Genomic DNA, 15,539 nt, shown 5'->3' with positions numbered 1-15,539 from the left:
TAATATTGAGTGTAGACCATCCACCGCAAGCGCAGCGCGAAGCGTCACCTGCGGCAGGCTTTCTGGATAATTCTGAATGCCCCTGGCCGCCGCGCTGTTGTAAGGTTGCGAAGCTTTATAAGAATGAGAGGATTGAGCATGTATTTACGACCAGATGAGGTGGCGCGCGTTCTGGAAAAAGCCGGTTTTGAAATGGATGCCGTGACGCCGAAAACCTATGGCTACCGCCGGGGCGATAACTATGTTTACGTCAACCGTGAGGCGCGCCTGGGAAGAACTGCCCTGGTCATTCATCCGACGCTGAAAGAGAAAAGCCTGAACTATGCGGATCCGGCGTCGGAGATCAAAACCTGCGATCACTATACGCAGTTCCCCGTCTATCTGATTGGGGATACTCAGGATCACTACGGCATTCCGCACGGCTTTAGTTCGCGCGCCGCGCTGGAGCGCTATTTACAGAGCATGTTCGGTTAATTTCGCCTGCGCCGCGCATGATTTATTAACGCCGCCAACCTCTGCACGGTGGCGTCCCTTTCCGCTCACCTGCTGCTGTCGCATCTTTCTTGCATTGCAATCTGTCGTCGGGACAGGTATAAATCCTGCCTTATATAGAAGTTTAGACGTCCATACGGATAGATATATGCAGTCAGCACAGCCGCAAGGCGACGAATTTAAACGCAGTATGAAAGCGCGCCATCTGGTGATGCTCTCCCTGGGCGGGGTGATTGGCACCGGCCTGTTTTTCAACACCGGCTATATTATTTCCACTACCGGCGCGGCGGGGACGCTGCTGGCCTATCTGATCGGCGCGCTGGTGGTCTGGCTGGTCATGCAGTCGCTGGGCGAACTGTCGGTGGCGATGCCGGAAACCGGCGCGTTTCACGTCTACGCCAGCCGCTACCTCAGCCCGGCTACCGGCTATGCTGTCGCCTGGCTCTACTGGCTCACCTGGACCGTGGCGCTCGGCTCCAGCCTGACGGCCGCCGGTTTCTGTATGCAGTACTGGTTTCCGCAATCGCCGGTCTGGCTTTGGTGTCTGGTGTTCTGCATCGCGATCTTTTTACTGAACGTTATCTCGACGCGCTTTTTTGCCGAGGGTGAATTCTGGTTCTCCCTGATCAAAGTGATCACCATCCTCGCCTTTATTATTCTGGGCGGCTGTGCGGTATTCGGCGTAATCCCGCTCAAAGACGGCACGCCCGCGCCGTTCTTCCATAACCTCACCGCCTCCGGCTGGCTGCCGCATGGCGTACTGCCGATTTTGATGACCATGGTAGCGGTAAACTTCGCCTTCTCCGGCACTGAACTGATCGGCATCGCCGCCGGGGAAACGGAGAATCCGCAGCAGGTAGTGCCGCTGGCGATTCGCACCACCGTGGCGCGGCTGATTATCTTTTTTATCGGCACGGTGCTGATCCTGGCGGCGCTGATACCAATGGATCAGGCGGGCATTGTCAAAAGTCCTTTCGTGCTGGTATTTGAAAAGATCGGCCTGCCCTGGGCGGCGGATATTATCAACTTTGTTATTCTGACGGCGATTCTCTCGGCGGCGAACTCCGGCCTGTACGCTTCAGGACGTATGCTCTGGTCGCTCTCTAACGAGGGCACGCTGCCGCGCTGCTTCGCTCGCCTGACGCGACGCGGCATTCCGCTGTTCGCCATCAGCGCCAGCATGCTGGGCGGGCTGCTGGCGCTGTTTTCCAGCATCGTCGCGGCGGATACGGTTTACGTAGCGCTCTCCGCGATTTCCGGCTTTGCCGTGGTGGCGGTCTGGCTCAGCATCTGCGCCGCGCACTATGCGTTTCGCCGTCGCTACCTGCGAGAAGGTCATGCGCTTGCCGAACTAAAATATCGTGCGCCCTGGTTCCCGCTGACGCCGATACTGGGTTTCGTACTCTGCCTGCTGGCCTGCGTTGGGCTGGCGTTCGATCCCGAACAGCGCATCGCTCTCTGGTGCGGGCTGCCTTTTGTCGCGCTCTGCTACGGCGCTTACTGGCTGACACAACGAAACAAGCGGGAAAGCGCTAAGGAAACGGAACATGCTGTTTAATCCCATTGCCGATTTGCTCCAGCGTCACGGCACGCTGATTCTGGATGGCGCGCTGGCGACGGAGCTGGAAGCGCGCGGCTGCCGGCTGGCCGATGCGCTCTGGTCAGCGAAAGTGCTGCTGGAAGATCCGCAGCTGATTTATCAGGTGCATTACGACTATTTCGCCGCCGGAGCGCAGTGCGCCATCACCGCCAGCTATCAGGCGACGCCGCTGGGCTTCGCCGCGCGCGGGCTGAATGAGGCGCAGGCGCGCGAGCTGATCGCGCGCAGCGCTGAGCTGGCGTTACGGGCGCGCGAGGATTATCTGGCGCGGCAGCCGCAGGCCGCGCCGCTGCTGGTGGCCGGCTCGGTAGGGCCCTATGGCGCTTATCTGGCGAACGGCGCGGAATATCGCGGCGACTATACGCTGCCGCAGGCGGAGATGATGGCCTTTCATCGTCCGCGCATTGAAGCGCTGGCGGCGGCGGGCGTCGATCTGCTGGCCTGCGAGACATTGCCTTCTTACGCTGAGCTGGAGGCGCTGGAGGCGCTGCTGGCGGAGTTTCCCCAGCTGCCCGCCTGGTTCTCCTTCACCCTGCGCGACAGCGAGCACCTTTCTGACGGTACGCCGCTGACGGCGGTCGCCGCGCTGCTGAACCGCTGCCCGCAGGCGCTGGCGCTGGGTATTAACTGCATCGCGCTGGAAAAGGTTACCCCGGCGCTGGAAACATTACGCCGCCTGACCGATAAACCGCTGCTGGCCTACCCCAATTCCGGCGAGCAGTATGATGCGGCGAGTAAAAGCTGGCACAGCGCGCCCGCCGGCTGTTCGCTACAGGATAAGCTGGCGGAGTGGCAGGCGGCGGGGGCGCAAATTATTGGCGGCTGCTGCCGCACCACGCCGCAGGATATCGCCGCGCTGGCCCGCTGCTGTCATTCCGTCCGCCGCTAACGCGGCGGGCCTAAGGAAATATGCGCCGCTGCCGATTAGAGTAACTACCTAACCGTAAAAATCAGGAAAGCGTATGAAACGCCTGTTACTGGCGCTGGCAGCCGCCTCGCTGCTTAGCGGCTGCGCCGCTATTGTCGGCTCGGAAACCCAAAGCGTGCATATTGATTCTGTTCCGCAGGGCGCAGCCTTTGTGGTGCAGGATGAAACCGGGCGCCCCGTCGCGCAAGGCGTGACGCCGCAAACCGTCGAGCTGGCGAAATCCAACGGCAGCTACTTCGGCAAAAAAAGCTATCTGGTGATGCTGGAGCGTCCCGGCTATGTGCCGCTGACGCTGCCGCTAAAAGAGCAAGCCAACCTCTGGTATATCCTCGGCAATATTCCGCTGGGCGGCTTCCCCGGCTGGCTGCTGGTCGATCCCTTCTATGGCGGCATGTATAACATTGCGCCTGCGCAGGTGCGGCCGGTTATCAACCCGGTCGGCGCGCGCGGCGGCTAACGCTGGCGCCGACGCGCGGCTGTCGACGTGATATCAGGCTACTGGGCGGTGGGTTTCACCATCGCCCCGGTCTGCGTTTTATGCTTTTGCAGATACTGGTGCTGGAAAATGCACATGCGAATGGTATTGCGGTATTCGCCGTTAATAAAAAACTCGTGGCGCAGCACGCCCTCAATCTCAAAGCCCAGCTTGCTGTAGATATGAATCGCCTTCTCATTCTCCTGATCGACAATCAGGTAAAGCTTGTAGAGATTCAGCACGGAAAAACCGTAATCCATCGCCAGCTTTGCCGCCTGGCTCGCCAGCCCTTTTCCCTGATGAGTGGGATCGATAATAATCTGGAACTCGGCGCGGCGGTGCACGTGGTTGATCTCCACCAGTTCCACCAGGCCGACTTTCTCGCCCTCGTTTTCCACCACAAAGCGGCGCTCGCTCTGGTCGTGAATATGTTTGTTATAGAGATCGGAAAGTTCGACAAACGCCTCATAGGGCTCTTCAAACCAGTAGCGCATTACGCTGGCGTTGTTATCCAGCTGGTGGACGAAATGTAAATCTTCGCGTTCAAGCGGGCGTAGTTTCACGCTCATACAGGCATCCTTGTAGTAAAACAGTATCGTTGCCGGGCTGATACCGGCGCCTCGCGTAAACAGCGCGCGAAGGCTGAACCGCCCGCAGGCGGGATGGAACCGGGGCGCATAACGCAGGAAACGCGAAAGCGAAAAAGCCGTCCCTGAGCTGCCGTTCTTTTCCGTCCATGGCGTTTTTTTGCTCTTTTCGCGAGGTCAGCAGACGCCGAAATCGCCCTCTTCGCGGTAAGGATTGACCGAGCTGGCCGGGATTTCGATCTCTTTTTTCTCCGCATCGTCGATGCGTGCGCACCACAGGGTATCGCCTTCTGTGCGCAACACCTGCATTTTCGGGCCGCCGGTTTTAGCCTGCACAAAATCATCTTTCTGATACATGGTCTCTCCAGGGGTTGCTGTTGGTTACATTTTTTTCCGGCCCGGCAGCAGTGCCGTGGCGCGGGTTAGCCGCTTTCATCTGAGGCGGTAAGCGGTTGCCGGCGGCTGATATGCAGCAGGCTAACTATACTGATAGTACATTTCAGTAAAACGGGAGGAAAGATGACCATTCATAAAAAAGGGCAGGCGCACTGGGAAGGCGATTTGAAACGCGGTAAAGGCACCGTCTCTACCGAAAGCGGCGCGCTGCAGCAGCAGCCGTATGGTTTTAACACCCGTTTCGAAGATCAACCCGGCACCAACCCGGAAGAGCTGATCGGCGCCGCGCACGCCGCCTGCTTTTCTATGGCGCTGTCGATGATGCTGGGGCAGGCGGGTCATACGCCGCAGAGCATCGATACCACGGCGGATGTTGCGCTGGATAAGCAGGGCGAAGGCTTCGCCATCACCAAAATCGCTCTCGACAGCACCGTTAAGCTGCCGGGCATCGATAGCGCGGCCTTTGATGAAATTATCAATAAAGCCAAAGCGGGCTGCCCGGTATCACAGGTGCTGAACGCGGAAATCACGCTAAATTACCGCCTGGAAAACTAGGCCGCCGGTTTTGCCGCGTCGCCCCGCGTCCGTGGGGCGGCCATATAAGAAAAAGAGTCATTAACTGCCGTCGCTGTACGGCTCCACGCCCGCAGCAAGCCCCGAAGACACCTTCTCCCTGCGCCCGCCCGCCGCGGCGCGATCGGCATAATTTGCCGCCCTTCAAAGAAAAAATCGTTGTAGCAGGGTATGTTACGCGCTGGTCAATCATGCGCGGTCGTCGGTATGTATGAATTTAATCTGGTGCTGCTGTTGCTCCAGCAGATGTGTGTATTTCTGGTTATCGCCTGGCTGATGAGCAAAACGCGGCTGTTTATTCCGCTGATGCAGGTCACGGTGCGACTGCCGCATAAGTTCCTCTGCTACGTTGTTTTCTCCGTCTTTTGCCTGCTGGGCACCTGGTTTGGCCTGCATATTTCCGATTCGATCGCCAACACGCGCGCGGTGGGCGCGGTGATGGGCGGGCTGCTTGGCGGGCCGCTGGTCGGCGGGCTGGTGGGGCTGACCGGCGGTCTGCACCGCTATTCGCTGGGCGGCATGACCGACGTAAGCTGTATGGTTTCCACCATTATGGAAGGGCTGCTCGGCGGCCTGGCGCACCGCGTGCTGATCAAACGAGGACGCAGCCGTCAGGTTTTCAGCCCGCTTACCGCCGGGGCGGTGACGCTGGTGGCGGAGGTCATTCAGATGGCGATCATTCTGCTGCTGGCGCGCCCTTTTGACGAGGCGCTGAAGCTGGTGTACAGCATCGCGGCGCCGATGGTGGTGACTAATACCGTCGGCGCCGCGCTCTTTATGCGTATCCTGCTGGATAAGCGCGCCATGCTGGAGAAATACAGTTCCGCTTTTTCCGCCACCGCGCTGAAGGTGGCCGCATCAACCGAAGGCATCCTGCGCCAGGGGTTCAATGAAGAAAACAGCATGAAGGTGGCGCAGGTGCTCTATCGCGAGCTGGATATCGGCGCGGTGGCGATCACCGATCGCGAAAAGCTGCTCGCCTTTACCGGCATCGGCGGCGATCACCATCTGCCGGGGCGGCCCATCTCCTCCGTCTGGACGCGACGCGCCATTGAGCAAGGGGAGGTGGTGTACGCCGACGGCAACGAAGTGCCTTACCGCTGCTCGCTGCATCCGCACTGCAAGCTGGGTTCGACGTTGGTGATCCCGCTGCGCGGCGAAGCCCAGCGCGTTATCGGCACCATTAAGCTGTACGAGGCGAAAAATCGCCTGTTCAGCTCCATTAACCGCACGCTGGGCGAGGGTATCGCACAGCTGCTCTCGGCGCAGATCCTGGCGGGGCAGTATGAACGCCAGCAGGCGCTGCTGGCGCAGTCGGAGATCAAGCTGCTGCATGCGCAGGTGAATCCGCATTTCCTGTTTAACGCGCTGAATACGCTGATGGCGGTTATCCGGCGCGACAGCGAGCAGGCGGGGCAGCTGGTGCAATATCTCTCTACCTTTTTTCGTAAAAACCTCAAGCGGCCCAGCGAAGTGGTCACGCTGGCGGATGAAATTGAGCATGTAAACGCCTATTTGCAAATTGAGCAGGCGCGCTTTCAGGCGCGGCTGCAGGTGTCGCTGGATGTGCCGCAGGCGCTGGCGCAGGTGCGGCTGCCCGCCTTCACGCTGCAGCCGATCGTGGAAAACGCCATTAAACACGGCACCTCGCAGCTGCTGGGCGTTGGTGAGATCAGGCTCAGCGCTACGCAGCAGCAGGATCGGCTGCTGGTAAAAATAGAAGATAACGCCGGTCTTTATCGGCAACCTGAAGGCGCAGGCGGGCTGGGAATGAGCCTGGTGGATAAACGCCTGCGCGCCCGTTTCGGCGACGACTGCGGCATCAGCGTAAGCTGCATTCCTGAGCAGTTTACCTGTGTGACCCTGCGTTTGCCGCTGGAGGAGAAGACGTGTTAAAGGTATTAATTGTCGATGATGAGCCGCTGGCGCGGGAGAATCTGCGCGTGCTGCTGGAAAAGGAAGAGGGCATCGACATCGTGGGCGAAAGCGCTAACGCGGTGGAGGCGATCGGCGCGGTGCACCGGCTGCGCCCCGACGTGCTGTTTCTTGATATTCAGATGCCGCGTATTTCCGGGCTGGAGATGGCGGGCATGCTGGATAGCGAGCGGCGTCCGCACATTGTTTTCCTGACCGCCTTTGATGAATACGCCGTGCAGGCGTTCGAGGCGCACGCCTTTGACTATCTGCTTAAGCCGGTTGACGCCGGGCGGCTGCAGAAAACCCTGACGCGGCTGCGTCACCATCGCGGCGCGCAGGATCTGGCGCTGCTGCCGGAAAATCAGCAGGCGTTGAAATTTATCCCCTGTAGCGGGCACAGCCGCATCTGGCTGCTGCAGATGGCGGAGGTCGCCTACGTCAGCAGTCGCGTAAGCGGCGTTTTCGTCACCGGCGTGGACGGTACGGAAGGCTTTACCGAGCTGACGCTGCGCACTCTGGAGTGTCGTACGCCGTTGATACGCTGCCATCGGCAGTATCTGGTTAATATGGCGCAGCTGAAAGAGATCCGTTTTCTGGAAAACGGACAGGCGGAGCTGCTGCTGCGCGCCGGGCAAAAAGTACCGGTCAGCCGCCGCTATCTGAAAAGCCTGAAAGAGGCGCTGGGGCTGAAAAGCGCGTAGTTTTGCTCGTCAAGCGCGCAGAGATCGCTATACTGCCCGCTTTATACGCCGGAAGAATAAAGAGAGAGCGATGGTAAACAACGATGTGCTGCGTAGCCTGCGCTACATGCTGAAGCTAAACAACAACGATATAGTCGCCATTCTGGCGCTGGCCGATACGACGGTAACGGCGGAGCAGGTTGCGGGCTACGTGTTGAAAGAAGAAGAGGAGGGCTTTGTCGCCTGTCCTGACGTGGTCATGAGCTGCTTTCTTAACGGCCTGATTTACCATCGGCGCGGCAAAGATGAATCTATGCCGCCGTTAAAGGCGGAGCGCCGCCTTAACAATAATATTATCCTCAAAAAGCTGCGCGTTGCCTTCGCGCTGAAAACGGACGATATCCTGGCTATCCTCACCGCCCAGCAGTTTCGCATTTCGATGTCGGAAATTACCGCTATGATGCGCGCGCCGGATCATAAAAACTATCGCGAGTGCGGCGATCAGTTCCTGCGCTATTTCCTGCGCGGCTTAACCAGCCGCCTGCGTCCGGCTTAAAACGGCTGGCTTGTGCCGGGGCGCCAAATCACCCTGCATGATTTGACGCTCCCGATCGGGTGCTTTTACCTTCTCCAGCCGGTGTGACAATTCGCGTTCGTCGATCTTCCGTCTGGCTGCTTATTTCCCTCTGGCTGCTTATGCCGTACAAAAGCAGCGGAGGTTAAACTCGCTTCGCCTTGCCGTACCCCTATCCATAGCGCACAACTCCCTTGCCACTTTAGTTTTTCTTACCGTCAGCAATAGCCATTTACAGTATGAATATAAATGATTAAAGTTCTCATTCGCAATATTAGGGGCAGGGGTCAACCCCGTAGCCGGGTTGCGTTCAGGGAAGGTTTACACGTCGGCAGTGGCTGTTGACGCAGGGAATACCGCATTCGTATCGTGCGCCAGCCGCAAGGCGGCGCGGGTAGGGATAGCAAAAAATAAAAAAATTTCGCGAAGGTAAAACATGCTCGCACTTTTAACAAACCACAGGGAAAGGCGCGCTTGTGCGTCTGTATCAGTAAAAAATGCGGGGCTGCTCCTTACGCCGCTGGCTACGCTGGTAGCCGCCGCGCTTTTTCTTCCCGGCGCTACGGCGGCGGAAAAAGAGGATACGCTGATAGTTGAGGCCGCAGGCGACAGCCCTGACGCGACTCAGCAAAGCGACTACAGCGTACCGGTCACCCAGGCGGGCACCAAAATGACCATGACCGCGCGTGATATCCCGCAGTCCGTCAGCATCATCAGCAAGCAGCGCATGCAGGACCAGCAGCTGCAAACGCTGGGCGACGTGCTGAAAAACACCACCGGCGTCAGCGAAAGCGTAGCGGATTACGATCGCAGCACCTTCTATTCACGCGGCTTTCTGATCGATAACTATATGGTGGATGATATTCCCACCGTGTTTGAAGAACGCTGGAACCTGGGCGATTCCGCCGCCGATACCGCAATTTACGAGCGTATCGAGGTGGTGCGCGGCGCGACCGGCTTGATGAGCGGAACGGGCAATCCCTCGGCGTCGGTTAATATGGTGCGCAAGCATGCCGACAGCCGCGAGTTTACCGGCAACGTTTCCGCCACCTACGGCAGCTGGGATAAGCAGCGCTATGTGCTCGATCTTTCCGCGCCGTTAACCGCATCCGGCAACGTGCGCGGGCGTATGATTGCCGGCTATCAGGATAACGATAGCTATATCGATCGCTACAGCGCCAACAAGAAGTTTATCTACGGCGTGGTGGATGCCGATCTGACGGATTCCACCACCTTATCGCTCGGCTATGACTATCAGGAAACCAATGCCGACAGCCCGCCGTGGGGCGGCCTGCCGCGCTGGTATCGCGACGGCGGTAAAACCGATTATCACCGCAGCTTCAGCACCGCGCCTGACTGGGCTTACAGCGATAAACAGTCGAAAAAAGTGTTCGCCACCCTGAAGCAGCGTTTCGACAATGGCTGGCAATTCACGCTGAACGGCACCCATACGGAAACCGAACTTGACAGTAAAATGCTCTATATCGATGGCTACTTCGACCGCAACAGCGGGCTGGGCGTCAGCTCCTATGCCGGTTATCCGGTAGTCGGCGGCACCGGCTACAACACCGGCAAGCGCAAGGTACATGCTGTCGACGCCTTCGCCAGCGGACCCTATCAGCTGTTTGGCCGTCAGCATGAGCTGATGGCGGGCGTCAGCTATAGTCGCCAGCACAACCGCTATATGAGCGCCTTCGCCAACCTTTCGGCGGAGGAGGTGGGCAACTTTAATAACTGGAACAGCAGCTTCCCGGAAACCAACTGGGGCGCGCTGAGTCTGGCGCAGGAAGATACTATCCATCAGAAATCGGCCTACAGCGCCACGCGTATTTCGCTGGCCGATCCGCTGCATCTGATTGTGGGCGCTCGCTATACCCAGTGGAGCACCAGCACGCTGTCGCAGAATCTGGAAAAGAGCAAAGTCGCGCCTTACGCCGGGCTGGTTTATGACATTAATGAAGCCTGGTCCGCCTACGCCAGCTATACCTCGATTTTTAATCCGCAAACCTACCGCGATATCAACCGCCACTATCTGTCGCCGGTTACCGGTAAAAACTATGAGGCGGGAGTAAAAGCGGACTGGCTGAACAGCCGTGTGACGACTTCGGTTTCGCTGTTCCGCATCGAGCAGGATAACGTGGCGCAAACCACCGGCGAGATGATTCCAGGCACCACCGAAAGCGCTTACTATGCCACTCAGGGCACCGTCAGCAAGGGCGTGGAGTTTGAAATCAACGGCGCGGTGACCGATAGCCTGCAGATGACGCTTGGCGCAACGCGCTATGTAGCGGAAGATGGCGAAGGCAAGGCGGTAAACCCGACGCAGCCGCGCACCACCGTCAAGCTGTTCGCCGCCTGGACGCCGCCGTCGCTGAGCGATCTTACGCTGGGCGGCGGAGTTAACTGGCAGAATAAGATCTGGCAGAACGTCGGCGCGCCGGAGGGCAACGGCAGCTGGCATGCTGAGCAGGGCAGCTATGCGCTGGTGAATCTGTTTGGCCGCTATCAGGTAACGAAGCAGCTTTCGCTGCAGGCGAACCTGAATAACCTGTTTGATAAAAAGTATGACACCAGCGTCAGCCAGTATCTGGTATATGGCGCGCCGCGTAACTTCTCGGTCAGCGCCAGCTATCGCTTCTGATCTTTAAGCGGTTAATCCGCTCTCCAGGCGCGGCGGAGAATACCGGCCGCCGCGCCGCTAAAGGAGAGAAACCATGAAAGCATCCGATGAGTTAACCGATTTTATTCTCGATCAGCTGGCGCCGCTGGGGCGCTTCGCCATCCGGCGCATGTTTAACAGCACGGCGCTGTTTCAGGATGGCCTGATGGTGCTGTTAATCGACCACGCAGGCGTGGTGTTTTTAAAAACCGACGCCCTTAACCGCGATCGCTTTATTGCCGCTGGCTGTTCCCCTTTTACCTATACCCGACGTAGCGCCAACGGCACGTTAAAAGCGGTGGCGCTGTCGTTTTACACGCTGCCGGATGGCCTGCTGGAAGATCAGGAGGCGCTGCTTGACTGGGTACGCAGCGCCGGCGAGGCAGCGAGGCGCGCCAGCAGCAATAAAAGAAGGGCGCGCGACAGCGCGTTCCCTACTGCTTGATATCTCCTGTATGGAGCGTTAGCAATTAACCCACGCCCGCCCGTAAAGCGTATCCGTAGCGGCTTGCGCGAGGCTTCGCTGTTTTCACGTTATTAGCCAACGCCATATAGCCTGTTGCCTAAGGAATTGCTTATTTCAGGCTGGCTATACACCTCAGGAAAAGTGTGCTCGATATAATATTCCTTATATGCAATCGATGCTGAAGCTTGCTTTGACATGATATTAGTTACGCCCAAAAAATATTGCTGGCATGTTAGCACAGCTTTTAACCATCGCAGTATTGCTGCGGTTGGCGGGAGCCTAAAAAGCTGCTCATTAATCATGGTGATATTATTTGACAAATGTTCTGCTTAGTTTTTCATAACGATAAAATCTACACTTTATTATAGCAAGCTTCGTCAATACTACGGCAGGGCTCGATATAATTGTTGGTTAGGTGTTGCTCGTTTAGGTATTGAGTATAGTGAATTGTTGTCTTTCTGCAGTAAAGATAAATGACGTACCAGAGGAAATAGAAAGAAGCCAACAGAGATTTTTTTATAACATCGTTGGCGAGTCTGAATATCTAAATCCTATAGCAAAAAAATTAAGTGTAGTCGGGCAAAAATACTGATTCAATACACTCGGGTTGATTTTTTGTAAAGAGCAAGAACTTCAATTAATGACACATCTTAATATGGAATGTGTGGTTTTTAAATTCCGGCGATTTATAGTTGTTGCTTGATTCTAATGATTGGGTGAATAAAAATAAGCAAGATATATGTCAATGGCGATTTGTTTTTTTGATGGATATATATAATTCCTACCTCACGAGAAATGAAATATCGCAATGTTTTTAAGAGGGTAAAAGGATAAAGGTAATAATGAATGTGTATTTGTCAAAATGAGGTGGTTTTTATTTGTTCCTTCAGGTGGACGGCATGATTAATATACTCTTATAGAAATTAGTTTTAGATCTTTTTTAGTAGTGGATGAGGATGCTAATTGGATTTCTATGTTTTAAGTTTTTAACCATCAATTAAAAATTTTCGTATTTAAGGTGATCAAAAACAACAAGCTATTATTTTATTTAACATTGGGGTGGGGTTCAAGTTAATTAATAAACTTTGCAAACTTGAGTGTGGTAACGACGGAAATTAGCAATTAGAATGAATGTCCGGGTTAAGGTTATAACCTCCGTGATTTCTTAGGGTGAATTGTATATTTTTGAAGAAAATATAAATTTTTCTTTAGCTATTAATCCTGGGGTTACGCTTTATGGACTATTGAAAATATTCAGTACGCTGGTAACTGTAATGCCAGGGGCGGTAGCGTGCTCTTTTAAAGGTTAATCGCACCAGGACAGAATTATTAATATAATTGATGGAAAATGGACGATGTAAACTTAAGTGGTGTAAAGTGTAATAAAATATTGATAATAATATGACATAGACTATATATAAGGCTGAAAGCATCATCTTCCCTGTTTGAGTTTGGCGCGTTGCCTTATTTTAAAGATTTTATGGTTATTTGTTAAAAGATAACATATCATGACGTGAAGATGTGCTATTGGTGGTTTTTTGGTTAAATATGAGTGGGTTTTTTGAGGAGGTGTTAAGGTGCTAATAATCAATCATGGCAGAAGTTTATTGACGGCTTGCTGGCTATTTTAATTTCGATCCTTATATTATTTAGCCTTATCTTATTTACCCAGCTATTTTGATAAAGTTCTGGAGTCCCATTCTGTTATCGGCGCAACGGCAGGAGTCGCTCTGTTATTCACAATTAAGCTACTGCTATTACAGACATTCAGCATTTCTTTGAGTGGTAGGCGCATAAAAACGTATCCAAAGTAAACTCCTTGCTAATTTTGATAAATGCTACGCGAACGGTGAATTTTACGGCTAACGGGTAGGTATAGATACGAAAAAGTCTTTTCAGCAGCACTATAAAAAATAGTTTTCGGCTGCCGTGTAGCTCAAAGTGTAGTCCATTATAATTGATGATTTTTTATTAAAATCAGTTAGTAAGCAGATTAATTCCAGTATAAAGTTCTCTCCTGATAACATACACCCACGTATGCATTTTCCATAGAGATAGTATGTAAAAACAAAGTTGTACTTTAGCTAACGTATAACACTGCGGTATATTTCGCTGTTTTTTTATTCCATGCTGTAGGTGCTATTTAGCGATTGTTATCGTCGCAGATTTAATTATAGTAATTAAATGAATATTATAACAGGGTAACTAAAAACTTTAACAGTATCAGGAGCTGGTTTAGCATATATATGCAGTGTGCATCTATTTTTGTTATTAATATCAAAAAATTAAAAAGTCATTATTTGATATTATAGATATTTAGTTGGTTGTTGATATATAAAGAATATAATAAATGATGTTTTAAATAAAAATATAAAGCAGGTTTTGTAACCTTAGATATCATCGGTATGTGTTATTTTATCTATTATGGTTTTTTATTGTACGCTTAAAAGGAAAATGACAAGCTTTTCATTAGTTTCATAAAACAGGGTTATTACATTGATTTTTTAGCGGGAAAACATAAGGTAAAATGAGTAATGGTACTTTGATGAGTAAATATAATCTGGTTATGGTTATAAGGTGCTGCGTTGAAAGTTTTATCTCATCAGGTTTTGTTTCTGTTATAGGTTTTTTTGATATATCACTTTTTATTTCTTAAGAGTTAAAAATATGAAGGTTAATATTGGTTATATATATGATTTGGTTTTGATAATAACTCAAAAAGAACTAAAAATAAGATATAAGAATAGCTTGTTGGGGTATGTATGGTCTGTTGCTAACCCGCTGCTATTTGCATTAATTTATTATTTTATATTTAAATTGGTTTTGAAAGTTCAAATACCAAATTATACCGTATTCCTGATTACAGGTCTGTTCCCGTGGCAATGGTTTGCTGGAGTTGTAACCTCTTCACTTTTGGCATATGTTTCAAATGCTCAAATAATTAAAAAGACACTTTTCCCGCGTTCTATTATACCGTTAAGTAGCGTGCTTATGGAGTTCTTCCATTTTATATGCACTATTCCAGTGATTATTATTTTTCTGAAGTTCTATGATATATCTCCAGTATTTGAATGGTTAATTGGCATACCTGTTATTTCTCTTGGTCAAATTATTTTATTATATGGCTTTGCTTTAATAATTTCTACATTGAATTTATTTTTACGAGATTTAGAACGTTTCGTTACCTTAGGTATAATGTTATTGTTTTATTGCACACCGGTACTATATTCTGCTGATCTAATTCCAGAAAAATATAAATGGATAGAAAATTATAATCCGCTGGCAGAGATGATTGTGAGTTGGCGTGATTTATTTTTAAATGGTTTACTAAACTGGGGAGCGATAACATCATTGTATACTACAGGGATAATAACTTTAGTGCTTGGTTTTTTCGTATTTAATAAATTAAAATTCCGGTTCGCTGAGATACTCTAATGGAAAACGTTATCCAATTTATTAATGTTGTTAAACGCTATCCGCTTTATCACCATTTGGGAGCAGGCATAAAGGGGTTGATATTTAATCCTAAAAAAGCATGGAAAATGCTCAAGGAAAGAAATTATTTAGCGATTGACAATATTAGTTTCAGCATAAAAAAAGGTGAATCAGTAGCTCTTATTGGAAGAAATGGAGCAGGAAAAAGCACCTCACTTGGGTTAGTTGCAGGAGTAATAAAACCAACCTCAGGACAGGTAATCGTTCACGGACGCGTTGCGTCAATGCTCGAACTTGGTGGGGGATTTCATCCCGATCTGACAGGGAGAGAAAATATAAAATTAAATGCATCACTTCTTGGGCTTCGTAAGAAAGAGATAGCGCTTAAGCTGGATAAAATAATAGAATTTTCAGAGTTGGGCTCTTTTATTGATGAGCCTATAAGAGTTTATTCTAGTGGGATGCTGGCTAAGCTAGGCTTTTCAGTTATTACGCAAATTGAACCAGATATATTGATAATAGATGAAGTGCTGGCAGTTGGTGACATAGCATTTCAAAATAAATGCATTAACACAATAAATGATTTCAGAAAAAAGGGAACTACAATACTTTTTGTCAGCCACAGTATGGAGGACGTTATTAGAATATGTGACAAGGTTGTGTGGATCGAGGAACATAAAATAAAAATGATTGGTGATGCAGGTGAAGTTACTACAGCATTTATAAAAGCAATGAGCTGAAAACGTTAAAGTAAAAA

At 51.7% G+C, this 15,539-nt stretch carries 14 protein-coding genes; 12 read left to right on the top strand and 2 right to left on the bottom strand.

Going from position 1 to position 15,539, the window contains the following annotated elements; all coding sequences use genetic code 11:
- Positions 1 to 138: 138 nt before the first annotated feature.
- From FKM52_RS10860 to FKM52_RS10845, 4 genes are all read left to right on the top strand, one after another.
- A complete protein-coding gene (locus FKM52_RS10860; RefSeq protein WP_141176183.1) occupies positions 139 to 474 on the top strand; it encodes a DUF2002 family protein in 336 nt (111 codons plus the stop codon).
- A gap of 166 nt (positions 475 to 640) precedes the next feature.
- Positions 641 to 2,050 (top strand): S-methylmethionine permease, encoded by a 1,410-nt coding sequence (gene mmuP / locus FKM52_RS10855; RefSeq protein ID WP_141176182.1) that lies wholly within the window; start codon positions 641 to 643, stop codon positions 2,048 to 2,050.
- Positions 2,040 to 2,981: a homocysteine S-methyltransferase gene (gene mmuM / locus FKM52_RS10850; protein WP_141176181.1), complete on the top strand. Its 942-nt coding sequence runs from the start codon at positions 2,040 to 2,042 to the stop codon at positions 2,979 to 2,981. Before mmuP ends, mmuM begins: the two co-directional genes overlap by 11 nt.
- Positions 2,982 to 3,054: 73 nt before the next feature.
- Positions 3,055 to 3,477 carry a hypothetical protein gene (locus tag FKM52_RS10845; protein WP_141176180.1) on the top strand — a complete coding sequence of 141 codons (423 nt, stop codon included), beginning with the start codon at positions 3,055 to 3,057 and terminating at the stop codon, positions 3,475 to 3,477.
- 38 nt (positions 3,478 to 3,515) lie between these two features.
- Here FKM52_RS10845 and speG read toward each other — a convergent pair whose 3' ends face one another.
- Both speG and FKM52_RS10835 read right to left on the bottom strand, forming a co-directional pair.
- Positions 3,516 to 4,064 (bottom strand): spermidine N1-acetyltransferase, encoded by a 549-nt coding sequence (gene speG / locus FKM52_RS10840; protein ID WP_141176179.1) that lies wholly within the window; start codon positions 4,062 to 4,064, stop codon positions 3,516 to 3,518.
- Between the two features lie 195 nt (positions 4,065 to 4,259).
- Positions 4,260 to 4,439, bottom strand: a complete 180-nt coding sequence (locus FKM52_RS10835; RefSeq protein ID WP_141176178.1) for a DUF2158 domain-containing protein — start codon at positions 4,437 to 4,439, stop codon at positions 4,260 to 4,262.
- A 162-nt stretch (positions 4,440 to 4,601) separates the two neighbouring features.
- Here FKM52_RS10835 and FKM52_RS10830 point away from each other — a divergent pair, with 162 nt between their 5' ends.
- The 8 genes from FKM52_RS10830 to FKM52_RS10795 all read left to right on the top strand — a co-directional run bounded on the left by FKM52_RS10830 (position 4,602) and on the right by FKM52_RS10795 (position 15,522).
- Positions 4,602 to 5,033 carry an OsmC family protein gene (locus tag FKM52_RS10830; RefSeq protein ID WP_141176177.1) on the top strand — a complete coding sequence of 144 codons (432 nt, stop codon included), beginning with the start codon at positions 4,602 to 4,604 and terminating at the stop codon, positions 5,031 to 5,033.
- A 225-nt stretch (positions 5,034 to 5,258) separates the two neighbouring features.
- The gene (locus FKM52_RS10825; RefSeq protein WP_141176176.1) at positions 5,259 to 6,947 is read left to right on the top strand and encodes a sensor histidine kinase; all 1,689 of its coding nucleotides are present in this window, start codon (positions 5,259 to 5,261) and stop codon (positions 6,945 to 6,947) included.
- Entirely contained in the window at positions 6,941 to 7,669 is a 729-nt protein-coding gene (gene btsR / locus FKM52_RS10820) for a two-component system response regulator BtsR (RefSeq protein ID WP_141176175.1), read from the top strand. The genes FKM52_RS10825 and btsR overlap by 7 nt, the downstream gene beginning before the upstream one ends.
- Positions 7,670 to 7,739: 70 nt before the next feature.
- Positions 7,740 to 8,204, top strand: coding sequence for a YehS family protein (locus tag FKM52_RS10815; protein WP_141176174.1), 465 nt, complete (start codon positions 7,740 to 7,742; stop codon positions 8,202 to 8,204).
- Between the two features lie 454 nt (positions 8,205 to 8,658).
- Positions 8,659 to 10,863, top strand: a complete 2,205-nt coding sequence (gene fhuE / locus FKM52_RS10810) for a ferric-rhodotorulic acid/ferric-coprogen receptor FhuE (protein WP_141176173.1) — start codon at positions 8,659 to 8,661, stop codon at positions 10,861 to 10,863.
- Positions 10,864 to 10,936: 73 nt separating this feature from the next.
- Positions 10,937 to 11,326 (top strand): TfoX/Sxy family protein, encoded by a 390-nt coding sequence (locus FKM52_RS10805; protein WP_141176172.1) that lies wholly within the window; start codon positions 10,937 to 10,939, stop codon positions 11,324 to 11,326.
- Between the two features lie 2,688 nt (positions 11,327 to 14,014).
- Entirely contained in the window at positions 14,015 to 14,782 is a 768-nt protein-coding gene (locus tag FKM52_RS10800) for an ABC transporter permease (RefSeq protein WP_141176171.1), read from the top strand.
- The gene (locus tag FKM52_RS10795; RefSeq protein ID WP_141176170.1) at positions 14,782 to 15,522 is read left to right on the top strand and encodes an ABC transporter ATP-binding protein; all 741 of its coding nucleotides are present in this window, start codon (positions 14,782 to 14,784) and stop codon (positions 15,520 to 15,522) included. The genes FKM52_RS10800 and FKM52_RS10795 overlap by 1 nt, the downstream gene beginning before the upstream one ends.
- Positions 15,523 to 15,539 lie beyond the last annotated feature (17 nt).

Origin of the sequence: Mixta tenebrionis, from assembly GCF_006517625.1 — a bacterium.
GTDB classification, from domain to species: Bacteria; Pseudomonadota; Gammaproteobacteria; order Enterobacterales; family Enterobacteriaceae; genus Mixta; species Mixta tenebrionis.
The sequence above is the reverse complement of the archived record's forward strand: the minus strand, read 5'-3'. Positions and strand labels throughout refer to the sequence as shown.